Annotated in this window: 13 protein-coding genes and 3 pseudogenes; 14 read left to right on the top strand and 2 right to left on the bottom strand. The window is 36.9% G+C overall.

Going from position 1 to position 15,380, the window contains the following annotated elements:
- Positions 1–167: 167 nt before the first annotated feature.
- The 11 genes and pseudogenes from NXX38_RS19130 (at position 168) to NXX38_RS19080 (ending at position 10,925) form a co-directional block, all read left to right on the top strand.
- Positions 168–1,234, top strand: a pseudogene (locus tag NXX38_RS19130) (substrate-binding domain-containing protein).
- 26 nt (positions 1,235–1,260) lie between these two features.
- A pseudogene (locus tag NXX38_RS19125) lies at positions 1,261–2,701 on the top strand (tagaturonate reductase).
- A gap of 446 nt (positions 2,702–3,147) precedes the next feature.
- Complete coding sequence (locus NXX38_RS19120) at positions 3,148–3,633, top strand: HU family DNA-binding protein (protein WP_004316197.1); 486 nt, start codon at positions 3,148–3,150, stop codon at positions 3,631–3,633.
- A gap of 649 nt (positions 3,634–4,282) precedes the next feature.
- Positions 4,283–5,686, top strand: a complete 1,404-nt coding sequence (locus NXX38_RS19115; protein ID WP_258980692.1) for a hypothetical protein — start codon at positions 4,283–4,285, stop codon at positions 5,684–5,686.
- 47 nt (positions 5,687–5,733) lie between these two features.
- Positions 5,734–5,937: a TM2 domain-containing protein gene (locus NXX38_RS19110; protein WP_229128675.1), complete on the top strand. Its 204-nt coding sequence runs from the start codon at positions 5,734–5,736 to the stop codon at positions 5,935–5,937.
- A gap of 29 nt (positions 5,938–5,966) precedes the next feature.
- Positions 5,967–8,186, top strand: a complete 2,220-nt coding sequence (locus NXX38_RS19105) for a hypothetical protein (RefSeq protein ID WP_195650294.1) — start codon at positions 5,967–5,969, stop codon at positions 8,184–8,186.
- On the top strand, positions 8,183–8,554 hold the full coding sequence (locus tag NXX38_RS19100; protein ID WP_229128676.1) for a hypothetical protein: 372 nt from the start codon (positions 8,183–8,185) through the stop codon (positions 8,552–8,554). Before NXX38_RS19105 ends, NXX38_RS19100 begins: the two co-directional genes overlap by 4 nt.
- A gap of 267 nt (positions 8,555–8,821) precedes the next feature.
- Positions 8,822–9,991 (top strand): hypothetical protein, encoded by a 1,170-nt coding sequence (locus NXX38_RS19095; RefSeq protein ID WP_195650295.1) that lies wholly within the window; start codon positions 8,822–8,824, stop codon positions 9,989–9,991.
- 14 nt (positions 9,992–10,005) lie between these two features.
- Positions 10,006–10,287, top strand: a complete 282-nt coding sequence (locus tag NXX38_RS19090; protein ID WP_148366656.1) for an SHOCT domain-containing protein — start codon at positions 10,006–10,008, stop codon at positions 10,285–10,287.
- Between the two features lie 172 nt (positions 10,288–10,459).
- Positions 10,460–10,699 (top strand): annotated as a pseudogene (locus NXX38_RS19085) (DUF3990 domain-containing protein); the annotation flags it as partial.
- A complete protein-coding gene (locus NXX38_RS19080; RefSeq protein WP_122137198.1) occupies positions 10,674–10,925 on the top strand; it encodes a hypothetical protein in 252 nt (83 codons plus the stop codon). The pseudogene NXX38_RS19085 and the gene NXX38_RS19080, both read left to right, overlap by 26 nt.
- 2 nt (positions 10,926–10,927) lie before the next feature.
- Here NXX38_RS19080 and NXX38_RS19075 read toward each other — a convergent pair whose 3' ends face one another.
- Together NXX38_RS19075 and NXX38_RS19070 are read right to left on the bottom strand one after the other, a co-directional pair.
- Positions 10,928–11,455: an FHA domain-containing protein gene (locus NXX38_RS19075; RefSeq protein WP_117937916.1), complete on the bottom strand. Its 528-nt coding sequence runs from the start codon at positions 11,453–11,455 to the stop codon at positions 10,928–10,930.
- A gap of 18 nt (positions 11,456–11,473) precedes the next feature.
- On the bottom strand, positions 11,474–12,568 hold the full coding sequence (locus NXX38_RS19070) for an SPOR domain-containing protein (protein ID WP_258980689.1): 1,095 nt from the start codon (positions 12,566–12,568) through the stop codon (positions 11,474–11,476).
- A gap of 90 nt (positions 12,569–12,658) precedes the next feature.
- Here NXX38_RS19070 and rfbC point away from each other — a divergent pair, with 90 nt between their 5' ends.
- From rfbC to NXX38_RS19055, 3 genes are read left to right on the top strand one after another with little or no spacing between them, the layout of a single operon-like run.
- Positions 12,659–13,207: a dTDP-4-dehydrorhamnose 3,5-epimerase gene (gene rfbC / locus NXX38_RS19065; protein ID WP_004303149.1), complete on the top strand. Its 549-nt coding sequence runs from the start codon at positions 12,659–12,661 to the stop codon at positions 13,205–13,207.
- 26 nt (positions 13,208–13,233) lie between these two features.
- Positions 13,234–14,547 carry a UDP-glucose/GDP-mannose dehydrogenase family protein gene (locus NXX38_RS19060; protein WP_148366658.1) on the top strand — a complete coding sequence of 438 codons (1,314 nt, stop codon included), beginning with the start codon at positions 13,234–13,236 and terminating at the stop codon, positions 14,545–14,547.
- Between the two features lie 35 nt (positions 14,548–14,582).
- On the top strand, positions 14,583–15,380 hold the full coding sequence (locus tag NXX38_RS19055) for a DUF4738 domain-containing protein (protein WP_258980687.1): 798 nt from the start codon (positions 14,583–14,585) through the stop codon (positions 15,378–15,380).

Raw genomic sequence — 15,380 nt, 5'->3', positions numbered from 1 at the left:
ACTTTCTGTATTTATACCTATATAGTATTGATTTTAAAGCTAATAGGCGTAAATCTCGTTTTAGTTTTATTAACCGTTATCGAACACAAAAATAGAAAATTTACTTGGAGTAACAAAATAATTCGTATATTTGCAGCGATTATTTATAATATTTAAGTTTTAGCACTATGGAGGACCAGAACTATACCATTAAAGACATTGCCCGTATGGCCGGTGTTTCCGCCGGAACGGTTGACAGGGTGTTGCACAATCGCGGTGACGTGTCTCCCAAAAGCAAAGCCAAAGTACAAAAGGTGTTGGATGAGATTCATTATCAGCCCAATGTGTTTGCTATCGGTTTGGCTGCTAAAAAGAAATATTCTTTCCTCTGTTTGATACCTTATTATATAGAGCATGATTATTGGCATTCGGTAGTAGGGGGATTGAGCGTGCCCGGCAAGAGTTGCGTCCTTTTAATGTGAGTATAGATTATCTGTGCTATCACCATGGGGATGAGAAGAGTTATCAGGAAGCCTGCCTTTCCATAAAAGAAAAGAATGTGGATGCGGTATTGATTTCTCCGAATTTTCGGGAAGAGACACTGGCGCTGACAGCTTATTTACAGGAAAATAAGATCGCTTATGCTTTTGTCGATTTCAATATGGAAGAAGCGAAAGCATTGACATATATCGGGCAGGATTCATATAAGAGCGGATATATCGCAGCGAAAATATTGATGCGCAATTATTCGGCGGGAGAAGGTCAGGAGTTGGTTTTGTTTTTAAGTAACAATAAAGATAATCCGGCTGAAATACAGATGCAACGTCGCTTGGACGGTTTTATGAGTTACATTGCCGAAGAATATAATAACTTGGTAATCCACGAGGTAGTACTCAATAAATCCGATCAGGAAAGTAACCAACAGACATTAGATGAGTTTTTTGAGGCACATCCAAAGGCTTTACTGGGAGTTGTATTTAATTCCAGAGTGTATCAGTTGGGAGAGTATCTTCGTCATGCGGGACGTAGCATGAAAGGACTGATAGGATATGACCTTCTGAAAGCAAACGTAGATTTATTAAAATCCGGTGATGTGCATTATTTAATCGGGCAACGTCCGGGTTTGCAAGGATATTGCGGGGTGAAGGCTTTGTGCGACCATGTCGTGTTTAAGAAGTCTGTTGAACCTGTAAAATATATGCCTATTGATATCCTGATAAAGGAAAACATTGATTTTTATTTTGAATTTGTATAATATCAACTTTATAAATTACAACTAACATGAAAGCATTAAACAAAGAAACTGCTCCTAAAACACAACGTCCGGAGCGTATTATCCAATTTGGCGAAGGTAACTTTTTGCGTGCATTTGTAGATTGGATTATTTATAACATGAACCAGAAAGCTGATTTCAACAGCAGTGTAGTAGTGGTTCAACCGATTGATAAAGGGATGGTCGATATGCTGAATGCACAAGATGATCTTTATCATGTAAACCTTCAAGGATTGGATAAAGGAGAGGCGGTTAACAGTTTGACAATGATTGATGTAATCAGCCGCGCTTTAAACCCATATACTCAAAATGACGAGTTTATGAAGTTGGCAGAGCAACCTGAAATGCGTTTTGTTATTTCAAACACTACAGAGGCTGGCATTGCTTTTGATCCGGCTTGTAAACTTGAAGATGCTCCTGCTTCCATCTTATCCGGGTAAGCTGACTCAATTACTGTATCATCGTTTTAAAACATTCAATGGTGATAAGACAAAAGGTTTGATTATTTTCCCTTGCGAGCTTATTTTCCTGAATGGTCATAAGTTGAAAGAAACAATTTATCAATATATTGAATTGTGGAACCTGGGTAATGAGTTTAAAACTTGGTTTGAAGAAGCTTGTGGTGTATATGCAACATTGGTAGACCGTATTGTTCCGGGATTCCCGCGCAAGGATATTGCTGCTATCAAAGAAAAACTGCAATATGATGATAATCTGGTTGTTCAGGCTGAAATTTTCCATTTGTGGGTGATTGAAGCTCCGCAGGAAGTTGCCAAAGAGTTTCCGGCTGACAAGGCAGGCTTGAATGTATTGTTTGTACCGTCAGAAGCTCCTTATCACGAACGTAAGGTTACTTTGTTGAATGGCCCGCATACTGTTCTTTCTCCGGTTGCTTATCTCTCGGGAGTGAATATTGTGCGTGATGCTTGCCAGCACGAAGTGATTGGTAAATATATCCACAAAGTAATGTTTGACGAACTGATGGAAACTTTGAACTTGCCGAAGGATGAGTTGGAGAAATTTGCAAATGATGTATTGGAACGCTTCAACAATCCGTTCGTGGATCATGCAGTAACCAGTATCATGCTGAATTCTTTCCCTAAATACGAAACTCGTGATTTGCCGGGATTGAAGACTTATCTGGAACGTAAAGGTGAACTTCCTAAAGGACTAGTGCTTGGTTTAGCTGCTATCATTACTTATTATAAAGGTGGTGTACGTGCTGATGGTGCTGAAATTGTTCCGAATGATGCTCCTGAAATCATGAACCTGCTGAAAGAACTTTGGGCAACAGGTTGCACAAAGAAAGTTGCTGAAGGTGTTCTGGCTGCAGATTTTATCTGGGGAGAAGATTTGAATAAGATTCCGGGATTGACAGAAGCCGTAAAAGCTGATTTGGATTCTATCCAGGAAAAAGGAATGCTTGAGACCGTTAAAGGTATTCTGTAAGATATAACCTAAGGTTGATAAAAGTAGAGGGCATTTTGGTAGAGTATACAACTATCAAAATGCCCTTAACTGTTAGATAATTAAGAGACGGTAAGTTATTAATTGTTAAAGATCAAATTTGCATTCTTCGTATTTTTTATTTCCATAACCTTCTTTTTCTTCGTTTTCACGGTTTGAAAAGGCTCAAATCCTTAATGACCAATTTTGTCTCTTTTTATATGAATTATTATTCTACTTTTTTGTTTTATAAATGCTTGGTTTATAAGGAGAAAACGAATTTGATATGATGAATATTGCATAAAAAAGTCATCTGTAAAATACAATGAATCAAGACCTTTTTTACCATGGTAATCTTGCTTGTAAATCTCGTAATGTGTTCATACCTTTGTTGCGAAGTCAATAGTGTGGCTTCCTAATATTGTTTAACTTTTTAATCTTAGGCGTATATGGCTATCAGATATAAAAAGAAAAAAATCACCTTATGTTTCGATAAGGAAAATAAGGTAGAAAAGTATGTTGCAGCAAACGTTCTAGTTGGGAGCATCAACTATAACAAGTTATGTGATGAAGTAAATCAGCGGACAGGCGTTCATCGGGCTATGGTGGATGTGGTACTGAAAGGAGTGCAAGATACTATGGTGTCATTTTTAGAAGAAGGATTCTCTGTAAAGTTGGGAGAGTTCGGTTCATTTCGTCCAGCTATTAATGCCGAGAGCCAAGATAAAGCTGAAGACGTGAGTGTTAATACCATTATTAGGAGGAAGATAGTCTTTACTCCGGGAGGTGCATTCAAGGAAATGCTTGGATCAGCTAGTATAGAACTGTTTGGAGATAATGTAACCAATCCTAACGGGGATAACGGTGGAGAACCTAGCGAAGGAGGTGGCTCTTCTGGAGGAGATTCAGGAGAAGCTCCGGATCCGGCAGCTTAATTCTTACTAAAAAATAACTTTAGATAGGGAAGGTTCTTTCAGGAGCTTTCCCTATTTTTTTGATATTTCGGGTAGAAATGCTCTAATTCGCCGTTGGGCAATGGTGAATTTGTGGTTGCCTAACGACATTTTTGCCGTTGCCCAACGATAAATTAATGAAAAGCCGATAATGATAATAATGTTTTTGAACATTCTTTTCATGAGAAAAATAAAAGTACTGACATATTTCTATTATTACATTTTTTTGTATATATTTGCTGCGTTTCCTACGCCGATGCCTCATGTCGTGAGGTTAGGGTGGTGTGGGAAATATGTTTATATAAAGAAAGACGTTTACTTGACGTTTTGTCTTTGGCTCTTTAAAACTTCGCAACTTTTAACCACAGTCAAAAACAAAGCAGCTGTAGATGTCTACGGGATATGTTTATGCCCTAGGTGTAACTTTGATATAAAAATACACTTAGTTTGTTATACATATCGGCGTGGGCTTCTGCGTTGCTCGTTCAGACTGTGGTGGGCAATGCGAAGGCCTTAAAGAGCGGGACGAGTGACAGGTACAGATTCCCGCGCTTTTTTTATGTAGAAGTTACTTTTCTAATTAATGAACCATCCGGTTCCGGGGGAGTCTACTGGGGAAAATAAAAAAGCGATGAGACAAATTTGTCCGAAATGTAATAATTGGGTAGCAGGTATCCCCCATACCTCTATGCAAGATAGATTAGGAAAAGCTGCAATAAGGAAAGGAGGCGCACAAGTAGTAGGTGGAGCAGTTGGGCTTGTGTTTGGACCGTTGGGGTCATTTGCAGGTAGTATTGTTGGTGGTGTGATAGCTGATAATTATTCAGGGAAAATCATTCAAACGAAAGAATATGATTTTATCTGTCCTGGATGTGGGTATCAATGGGCGGCAGAAGATGACAAAGTGACCGATCAGTTGTTAGATGGAAACGTAGAAATCACAAGATGTAAATGCTGTCATTCGATAAATGCAAAAGGTGCAAAAGTCTGTGCGTCATGTGGAATACCTATTATAGAAGATGGCATATATACATTGTCGGATATAATTGGGGCACTAAATGAGAAATCGAATGCAGTATCAAAACAAACTCAAAGTCTTGTTATATGCCAATTGTTGGTGATTGGATTTATGCAAGAAAATACTTCGGACAGCCTTGAAGCCAGTTATGTAAAGCAATTCTTTTCTTCAGTTACAAAAGTGTTATCTGCATATGATAGGACGGATTTTGAGACATGTAAACAAACACTAAATCGAATGTTGCAGACCATAGTGACAGCTAAGTACGCTAAAATGCTGTATCAGAAAAAGAAAGAAAGGATTCCATCTGATATAAATGAAAGTTTACAACTGTTGAAAGAAACTGTTGCATTTGTTTTTCAAGTCATAGAGAAAGAAACCGGCGAAAAAATCAATTGGATTGATAAGGATTTGAAATCGGTATATAGTACAATACAGGCAGGAAATGAATTATTGTTTGGCTCTAATCCATTTCATCGTTCAGACGAGTATAATCCATCTTCTCAAAAAGCTATTATCTTGATGGAAAAATTTCTATTATCATTAAAACAACCAATGAAAGAATGTGGATTATCCTTGGAACAATATAGAGAACGATACTTTAGAATGCTATATCAGACGCAGGAGCGAAGCTTGCCTATGGCTCCTAAGCAGAAGATACCTAATAAACAGCGTGATATTGGTTTGCTCTGTTTTGCTACACTTGCTTCTCCTCTCTGGTTTTATTGTGTTTTGTGGGTATTACATATGCTAGCTTATGTAATTCATTATATGACTTTTACGCTTTTTGATCCTCAGGTAGTGACAGGTGTTTGGATTGATTCTTTTTCTAATTATTGGTTTGTTTTATCTTTTTTGTTAGCGGGAATAGGTGGTATCATCTTGCATACAAAATGGAATAAAATGAAAAAGAAAAATGTGGAAATTCAGCAGAAATATGATCAAGAACTTATATCAATAAACGGTTATAATGATGAGTTAAAGAAAAGAATTCAAGAAGAAATGGATAGTTTCTAATTGTAATAGATCAATACATAAAATAGTAACATGTAAAATTAATAATTATGAAAAGTAGACTTTTAGCAGCTGTGTTGGCAATCTTTTTAGGTGGATTAGGCATTCACAAATTTTATATGGGAAAAGTGGGATGGGGCATTGCTTATCTGCTTTTTTGTTGGACGGGTGTTTCTGCCATTGTGGCTTTAGTGGAAGGAATTATCTATTTATTCTCTGATGATACTACATTTAACAGTAAGTATTGCAAATAGAGAACATCTACATTAAAATTATAACAACCATGATGAAAAAAAAGATTATTGTTACATTGCTGATATTGGGTAGTATAGTGGCTGGATGTGGTAAAAAAGCTAATCCGGAATTGCAAATAGAAAACTACCAACCAGTAGAGGAATTTCAGGCAGCTTATGAAGCTTTAAAAGAGCGGAAAGCGGATATAAATAAAGAATATGATATCGAAGAAACGGTTCGGATTTTGAATGGGTTGGAAATGGCACAAGCAAAATCGGATGATTTCTATAGTTTTTTGGAATATATGGCAAAGCAGGATTATAGTATGGTCGCTTCAGATGTAATTGATGCCAAAATAAAAATTCTTCCTCTTTTACAACAAATGTTTAAGTTGCAAAAGCAGTATAAGGAGTTTTCAACTATATGGATGTTGGTTCGTAGTGCAGCGGCAGGTGCGAAGACATTAGCAAAAGAGTCAAGTACCACAGGAGCAGGCATGGCTGCAATGAAAGCAATGGCGGGGGAGGGGCCTTTAGCTATTGTCGATATGTCTGAAAATCTGAGTATTGATGCAGCTAAGAATGCGGCATTCGATCACTATGAGGAAGAGATGGATTTAAAATCGAAGTTGGAAGATGAAATAGAAGAATTGAAAATGGCTTATATAGACTATCTGTCAGGTTTTGTACCTGTCTATACAAAATACATGAAAGAATGGGACAGGCTTTGCATTAATAAAGATAAGGCGTATTTTGATGTTTATTCAGGTAGAATGGTGGATGCTTATAACTCAACTTCTAAAATTTTGCAGCAATATCCTCGGAACCGAGAAGCTTTACTTTTGAAATCCTTGTCGCTGATTAATATCGGTTCGGGAGAAATGAATACTATGCCTGATAGCCCTGAAGTACTTTCTATCGTTAAGGAAATGCAATTACCAGATTCCATGAAGTGTGAATGGAACGACTTTTTTGTAGAGGCTGATATAACTTTGGATAATTATATCGAGTTGTACCCTGAGCGTTCGGCTCCTGCTTTAGTACTGAAAGGGTTATTAAATTATCGGATTGGAAAAGAACAGCAAGCTTTGTCCTATTTAGATCAGGCTGCTATGGAATATCCTCGTCAAGCAGAGAGGTTGACTGATCTTTTGGATTCATATAGGAGTCGTACTTATTTGAATAAAACACCGGAGGGGCAGTATTTGCTTCGACTCTACCGTTCTACAATGGAAGGATATGGTATGTTTAGCCCTAATTTTTTAAAATCCAAATATTATGTACAAAAAGGAATGATGGAGGAAAGCAAAAATGAAATCTTTAATCATTTCTTTCGTAGGGGAAACCAAGGCATTTACGATTGTTTGCTGTCGGATATGCAATTTTGTGAAGATTATTTATACAGCAGTTTTAAGCAGCTGTTAATGGAACATTCTTTCATCGATGTAGCCATTACTCCTACTACTGATTGGAAATTCTCAGATAAAGATGACGAAATTAGGGTCTCGATTAATAATCGTTCGGATATTGACCTGGAAAATGTTCGCATTTTTCTCTGTATTCATTATACGGATATGTATAAGAATGAGTATGATGTAGTGAAAGTACCTACAACTAAAAATATAATCAAACATCATGAAATATCTGATTTAGGAACGATGAAATTAGCATATGCTGATAAGAAATATCAGGATATTACCCGTGTCCGTGCTATTGCAATGACTGATGATAAAATATGTTGGATTGATAAAGCGGATTATAAGGAAAGCCATGCTTCTACTTTGCTGAATACTAGTCAATATGGAAAAGAAATTTTGTTGGATAAAATAAAGAAACATTTCTTGACGGATTACTCTTTGGATGCTGATGCATTACAGAAACTTCTTGAGATGGAGATAAGTGTTAATGGTGGAGCTCCTATACAAAAAATGGAAAACAGTACTTGGCTTTCATGGGGAAAAGTTAAAGAAATATCTTCTACGGTTACAGAATTATGGAGTAAGCCGGATAAGAAGCTGAAACTGGAAATCCCAAGAGTCTTGACTTTAATTGATCCTGTATTTTCTATTTATCAGTTACAAGATAAAGATAAAGTAATGTTACCTCAAGAAAATTTCTTAGCAGGTTCCAGCATTAGGCTAAAATTCGACTACGAACTTAAAGATGGGGACTTGTTGCCATTATATATTTATAGTGATTTTGTCAATTTTAGAGTGGATATAGAATATAAAGAAGGAGAAAGTAAAGTTAAGAATGTTGTTTTGATATGATGACGAAATTAGTATTTGTAATTTTTATTTTCCTCTTGACTAGCTGTTGGGGAGAAACTTCTACGGTGGTAACCGCAAGCAACGATAGTTACCCAAGCCATGAAATAAAAGAAAGCAATGTAGAAAATAGAATATACTTTTGCGAGTATTGTGGAAAGAAATTTCATTCGATTAAAGATTTGGCTACAAATTTGTGTAAACGACATCCTGATGGAGCTTATAACGGAAGGCATAAACTTTATGAAGGTCGTACTAAAAAGTTTTATGAGTGCGTATATTGCGGGAAAGATGCAAAGAGTATTGCTGATCTGACTGCCAATAAGTGTAAATATTCTCCTATTGGAGGAAGTCATAGGCCAAGATTATGAAAAAAGTATTGATTTGGCTTTTCTATTTATTGTTTGCTATCATAACGATTTGGCTTTTCTATTGTTTGATAGTAAATAGTTATTTTGTGGCTTCGATGAAGAATCTAATTATTGAAAACTAGTAGGGCAATCAAATATTAGAGACATAATTTGATATTTTTCAAACTATGGGGTGGAGTATAGCGACTGTGTGGGTGTAGGAACTTTCTATGTTTGAAGAACTGTAGAAAGAGAGATATTTGTTAAATAGAAAAGAGATAGAAAAACATGAAAAAAATAAATTTTATATTTTTAATATTATTGTTATTCCAAGGATGTGGAAGGAATGTCCAAAAAGACTTGGAAAATATAATTGCAGATTATCAACAACAGGGTAAAAGGATTGTAATGACTTCCAAAGAAAAACATTTTGTTATTTATCAAAATGAGAATGCTCTTTGGATAAATAATTTGGATGAACCCGAACGAATTCTATTGTCGTCAGATTCTATTATGACAAAAATCACATTTACAATGGGGTTCAGTAAAAATGGAATGCCTAGTATTGAGCAAAGCTATGATCAGATAAAATTAGAAAAATATGTATTCCAAGATCACATGACTTCTAATTTTAGATTATTGGATGATAATACTATAGCTTTCACACATCAATATAGTGAGCCAAATCCTTGGGATCCTGATGGTGAAGATGAAATTGTTTGGAAAGATGAATATGTATATTATCTGTCTAAACCTGATACTGTATTCTTTTCCAGAATATCACCTAAAATTGATATACTACAGAATACTCGACAGGATAAAGTGGGATTATACGTTAATTACCTAGCACAGGCAATTGATGGAAGTTTTTCATATGGTTCTGTTGATGGTGGAATTTTCGAGTGGAATTTTGATATAAATGAATATGGGCAAATAGTTCAAACAAATGAAATAGAATATCATAATGAGGAGACTGATGTATCTATGAATTTCTATTTGTCAGATTTCTCTTCAAAGATACAAGCGCAAAATGTATTAACAAAGATTGAGAAGGCTTTGGATATTAGCTTTAGAAAGAAAATAGAGGAAGAAAGGAAGGAACAAATAAATAGTCTTATTGAAGAAAGTTTAACACTTGAGGAGTTGAGTGAAATATTCGCTAATCCTATAAAAGCTAAGAAAGAGTATATTGGAAAGACTATTACAATTAGCTGTAAGTTAGAAGCCATCAAAGAGGCAAATGGCTTTTTTGATAAAAATGGATATAAATATAAGATTTGCTGCTTTGCTCTTGAAGCATTTGGAGAATGGATCGATGGGTACGATTTGGTTGGATATACAAATGATGAAAATTTCGTAGATCTATCATATCCCAAAAAAGTTGTTGTAAAGGCAATACTTACATCTGGTACTCGTAGGAAATTTGAATTTAAAGATTGTGAATTATTGGCTTGGTAAAATATTGAACTATTATGATTAAAATTTTTAGATTACTATTAGGTGCATTTCTAGGTGGGATCTTTGCATTAGGTATTGGATTGATGTTCCATTTATCTTTTTTAGTTTGGTTTCTTTTTATACCTGGTATGATTTTAGGCGTTTTTGTTGCTAATAGTATAGGTAACGATGGTAAGGCGAAGGGTACTTCAGCTAATATAGCAGATGAGTTGTTTAAGTTAAAGTCGTTGCAAGACAAAGGAGTTATAACACAAGATGAATTTGAAGAACAAAAAACTAGATTGTTGAAAAGGTAATTCCACTAATTTAATTGTTTGTTTAAGGGTAGTATTTGAAATTTATACTACCTTTAAACAATGTAGAGCAATAAAAAGTAAGATTACATTCAGCAGCATATAACATTGATTACTAGCCTTATTTTTTTTGCACAACTCTTTCAGAACAATTAAAATATATTTTTCCGGTAGTCAACTTATTATTGCTAGTCGTCGTGGACTGAATCCAGTGGCAAATTATGATTATATAGAGGGAGGTGTCGCGAATGACCGGGTAATTGATACGGTAAATTTATATATGTCTGGTTTGATGAGTGCTGATGTGGCATTACAGCGTCTTGCTCAACACCAACCAAATAATCAGATTTGTTTGTTAAACCAAAGTATTACGGATAAATACCTTATTTATGATGGAACAGAACTGGCAGAATGATCCTGTAAAGTCTCCTGAAATTCAAGAGATAATATTAAGTAATCGTATCGGTATCATTGCTGCCGAACTTTCAAAACGCTTGGAAATTACTCCAGTCAGAGCATTGCAATTGTTTTATGAAAGCAAGACTTGCGCTGACTTGCATGACAAGGAAACAGGGCTTTATCTTTATGGTAATCTCTATATCGCTGATGAATTCATGCGAGAGTATCAAAATAAGTTATAAGTTCATTCAGCCGTATGCAAAATAAATGTGGTAGCTCCAATTGTCACAATAGCGCCATCTTCAATACGTACACGGTCTTTATCTCCCAGAATTTCATTCATAAGGAAAGTTCCTGTGAGACTAGGAGCATCTCGTAATGTATAGACTAGCTTTCCTTGCTTATTACGCTTTATATTAATGATGCAATGGCGTCGATCCATGCTCATATCACCACTTTCAATGGGAGTATTAATGTTTGTTCCTACGCAACGGCGGCCTATGACATTGTCACCTTCTTGCAAGGGAAGTAACTGTTTAAAACCAAATACATTTTCGATTACAGTGATATATCCGAACTCTTCTTTATGAGATTCAGCTTCTTCTTCCAGGTTTTCTTCCTTTCTAAGAGCCTTAACTTTACTTTTTCCTAGCCGGATACTGAATTGCTTGCCACAATGTTCGCATTCAAATACCAGCGATTGGCCTTCACTATACTTGGTTTCATCAAAATAAAGATAATTCTCACATTTGGGACAAAGAACTCGTTTCATGCTTTTTAAAAGGGATTTTTATTTAGCCAGTAACCAGGCATTCTTATAAGTTTCGTTTTTTCTTAGCTCAAGTAATTGCTTGGTCGCTTCATCACGGTTGTTGAATGAACTGATACTGACACGTACTTTGCCATCAGTGTTCAGAGCTTTTGCATCTGTAAATCCTTTTGATTTTAATTGGTTCGCAATAACTTCTGCATCTTTCAGGCTGATTCCTCCTGCCACTATGATATGAAAAGGATGATTTACACTTTCTTGAGATTTCACTGCAGGAGCAGGAGCCGCTGTTTCCTGTTTTACCACTTTCACTTCTCTTACTGCGATCGGTTTGGAAGTCTTAGCTTTATCCGTTGTATGCTTTTTAGCAGAAGAAGTTTTGGTTGAAGCGGAAGAAGCGGAAGAAGCAGAAAGCTTCTTTGCTTGTTGCGCAGCATCGTTCTTAACATAAATAGGAGTTACTGCAACCGATTGCTTTTCTATTTGCTCAAAAAGCTCGCTGGGCAATAACTGTGCATAATTGTTCTTTTGAACGTCGGTATTCTCTACCGGAGTTGAAAAGGCAAAGAACAGTACGATAGCAGCAATCATTGCTGCAGCATTGCGGAGATACGCGCGGTTGATACTAATTTCAAAAGTCTTCTTTTCCTTTTCCTGATAAGTCGGTACCAATACTTTTTCTTTCTGTTGCAGAGCCGAAAGTTCATGTATTTCAAAAGAGTCGAGACCATATAATGAAGGAGTTGTTATCTTATAATCATAAGGAACGAACTCGTAGTTGCCATAAATATTATAATGAATCTCGCCTATATTATCCAGATGGGCTTTCCCTTCTTCATGAAGGAGACCGATAAATTCGTTTACTTCTTTTTCTACTATACGGCTGGCGTCAGCAAAACTTGTGTCGTATACTGACATATAAGATTGCACCAATATGCCGTCATTTAGTTTTAATTGAGGATTAAAACCGATTGTACGGGTAGGAGGTAAAAATATATTTTCTTCCTTTACGCGGGTTGCGGGCGAATAATGCGCTACAAAACCACCAAATCCCGGAACAATGACGCAGTCGTTTTCCAGTAGTAAAGTCTCTATATGTTGTGCCAATTCAATCATGTCTGCAAAATTAAGAGATAAATTGAATATATCCCAGAAAACTTCGAAAAATTCACTACTTTTGCATCGTTTTATTTATCACTATCAATAATGAACTATATACAGACAGAAATAGACGGAGTATGGCTGATTGAGCCTAGAGTTTTCTCCGATGAACGGGGCTATTTTATGGAAGCCTATAAGAAAGAAGAGTTTGAAGCCAATATTGGTCCCGTAAACTTTATACAGGACAACGAGTCGAAATCGTCTTTTGGTGTATTGCGCGGATTGCACTATCAAAAAGGAGAACATAGTCAGGCGAAATTGGTTCGTGTTCTTAAAGGAGAAGTGCTGGACGTTGCCGTTGATTTGCGTAAATCATCGCCTACGTTTGGAAAGCATGTTTGTGTATTGCTTAGTGAAGAAAACAAGAGACAATTTTTTATTCCCCGCGGTTTTGCTCATGGATTTGCAGTTTTGAGTGAAGAAGCTGTTTTTACATATAAGGTAGATAACAAGTATGCTCCGCAGGCAGAAGCCTCTATTTTATATAATGACGAAACATTGGGGATCGACTGGCCGTTGGCAGAGTCGCAAATGTTATTATCTGCGAAAGACAGAGAGGGAACTGCTTTCAAAGACGCCGTTTATTTTGAATGAATTTCTAAACAAACAATAGATTAAGTATGAAAATTGCAATCGTGGGAACAGGGTATGTGGGGCTGGTGTCAGGCACATGTTTTGCCGAAATTGGCGTGAATGTAACGTGCGTAGACACGAACAAAGAGAAAATTGAATCTTTGCAAAAGGGGAACATCCCAATTTATGAAAATGGATTGGAAGAGATGGTACTCCGTAATATGAAGGCAAAGCGATTGAAGTTTACTACCTCATTGGAAAGTTGTTTGGATGAAGTGGAAGTTATATTCAGTGCAGTTGGGACTCCTCCGGATGAAGATGGCAGCGCTGATTTGAAATACGTATTGGAGGTGGCCCGTACCATTGGTCGCAACATGAAACAGTATAAATTGGTAGTTACCAAAAGTACCGTTCCGGTAGGCACTGCCAGTAAGGTTCGTGCGGTTATTCAGGAAGAACTGGATAAGAGAGGCGTGAAGGTTGATTTTGATGTGGCTTCTAATCCGGAATTCCTTAAAGAAGGAAATGCTATCAGTGACTTTATGAGCCCGGACCGCGTGGTAGTGGGAGTGGAGTCGGCACGTGCGGAGAAATTGATGTCCAAACTATATAAACCATTCTTATTGAATAATTTCCGTGTGATTTTCATGGATATTCCGTCTGCGGAAATGACTAAATATGCGGCAAATTCGATGCTGGCAACCCGTATAAGCTTTATGAATGATATTGCAAACTTGTGCGAGATTGTTGGTGCGGATGTGAATATGGTGCGTAGCGGAATAGGTTCGGATACCCGTATCGGACGTAAGTTTCTGTATCCGGGCATCGGATATGGTGGTTCTTGTTTCCCAAAAGATGTGAAGGCATTGATTAAAACGGCAGAACAGAATGGTTATACCATGCGGGTACTTACAGCTGTGGAAGAAGTGAATGAGAACCAAAAAAGCGTCTTGTTCGAAAAGCTAGTGAAGCAGTTTAATGGTGATTTGCAAGGTAAGACAGTTGCTTTGTGGGGATTGGCATTTAAACCGGAAACGGATGATATGCGTGAGGCTCCGGCATTAGTCCTGATTGATAGATTGCTCAAAGCTGGTTGTAAAGTACGTGCATACGATCCGGCTGCCACGCAAGAATGTAAGCGTAGGATTGGCGATACCATCTATTATGCTTGCGATATGTACGATGCCGTACTGGATGCTGATGTGTTGATGCTGGTTACCGAATGGAAAGAATTCCGTCTGCCTTCATGGGCCGTTATCAAGAAAACGATGTCCCGGCAGATTGTGTTGGACGGGCGTAATATATATGATAAAAAAGAGATGGAAGAACTCGGATTTATTTATCACTGTATTGGTAAATAAAAAAATAAGAGTATCTTTATACAAAACTAAAATAGATGATGAAAAATGTGGCTGTATCGTTAATGGCAATCTTTTTCGCGGCATGTAGCGGCAATAAGAATCCCCATTCTCTTCAACAAGAGAAGGAGGATCTTAGTGCAAAAGGGCTACTGCAGGGAATTTGGCTGGACGATGAAACGGAGAGCCCGTTGATGCGTGTAGAAGGAGATACGATCTACTATGCAGATGTGCAAAGTACTCCCATTGCATTTAAAATAATACGGGATACTCTTTATACTTATGGAAATGATACTACTTATTACAAGATTGATAAGCAGGCAGAACATATATTCTGGTTTCATTCCATAACGGATGATGTGATTAAGCTACATAAATCCGAAGATGCCAATGATTCAATCTATTTTGTCCGTCAGGAATTAGTAATTCCGGCATATACGGAAGTAACCAAACGTGATAGTGTGGTGGCTTATAATGGCACTCGCTATCGTGCATACGTATATATTAATCCTTCTAAAATGAGAGTCATCAAGACGACTTATTCCGAAGACGGGATTAGCATGGATAATGTATACTATGATAATGTGATGCACATTTGTGTGTATGAAGGTAAAAAGAGCCTGTTTGCCAGCGATGTTACCAAACAGATGTTTGACAAAGTACTTCCTGTTGATTTTCTGGAGCAATCCATCCTGTCAGATACAAAGTTTGTGAAAGTAGACCGGAACGGTTTTCATTATCAGGCTGTCTTGGCCATTCCGGAAACTTCCATATATAGCATTGTAAATATGGAAGTAAGTTTTAAAGGAGATTTGACTATCATTTCATCCAAATAA

This window comes from Bacteroides sp. BFG-637 (assembly GCF_024793605.1).
Classification (GTDB): Bacteria; Bacteroidota; Bacteroidia; order Bacteroidales; family Bacteroidaceae; genus Bacteroides; species Bacteroides vicugnae.
Note: the sequence above shows the minus strand (reverse complement) of the source record. Positions and strands in the feature narration are given on the sequence as shown.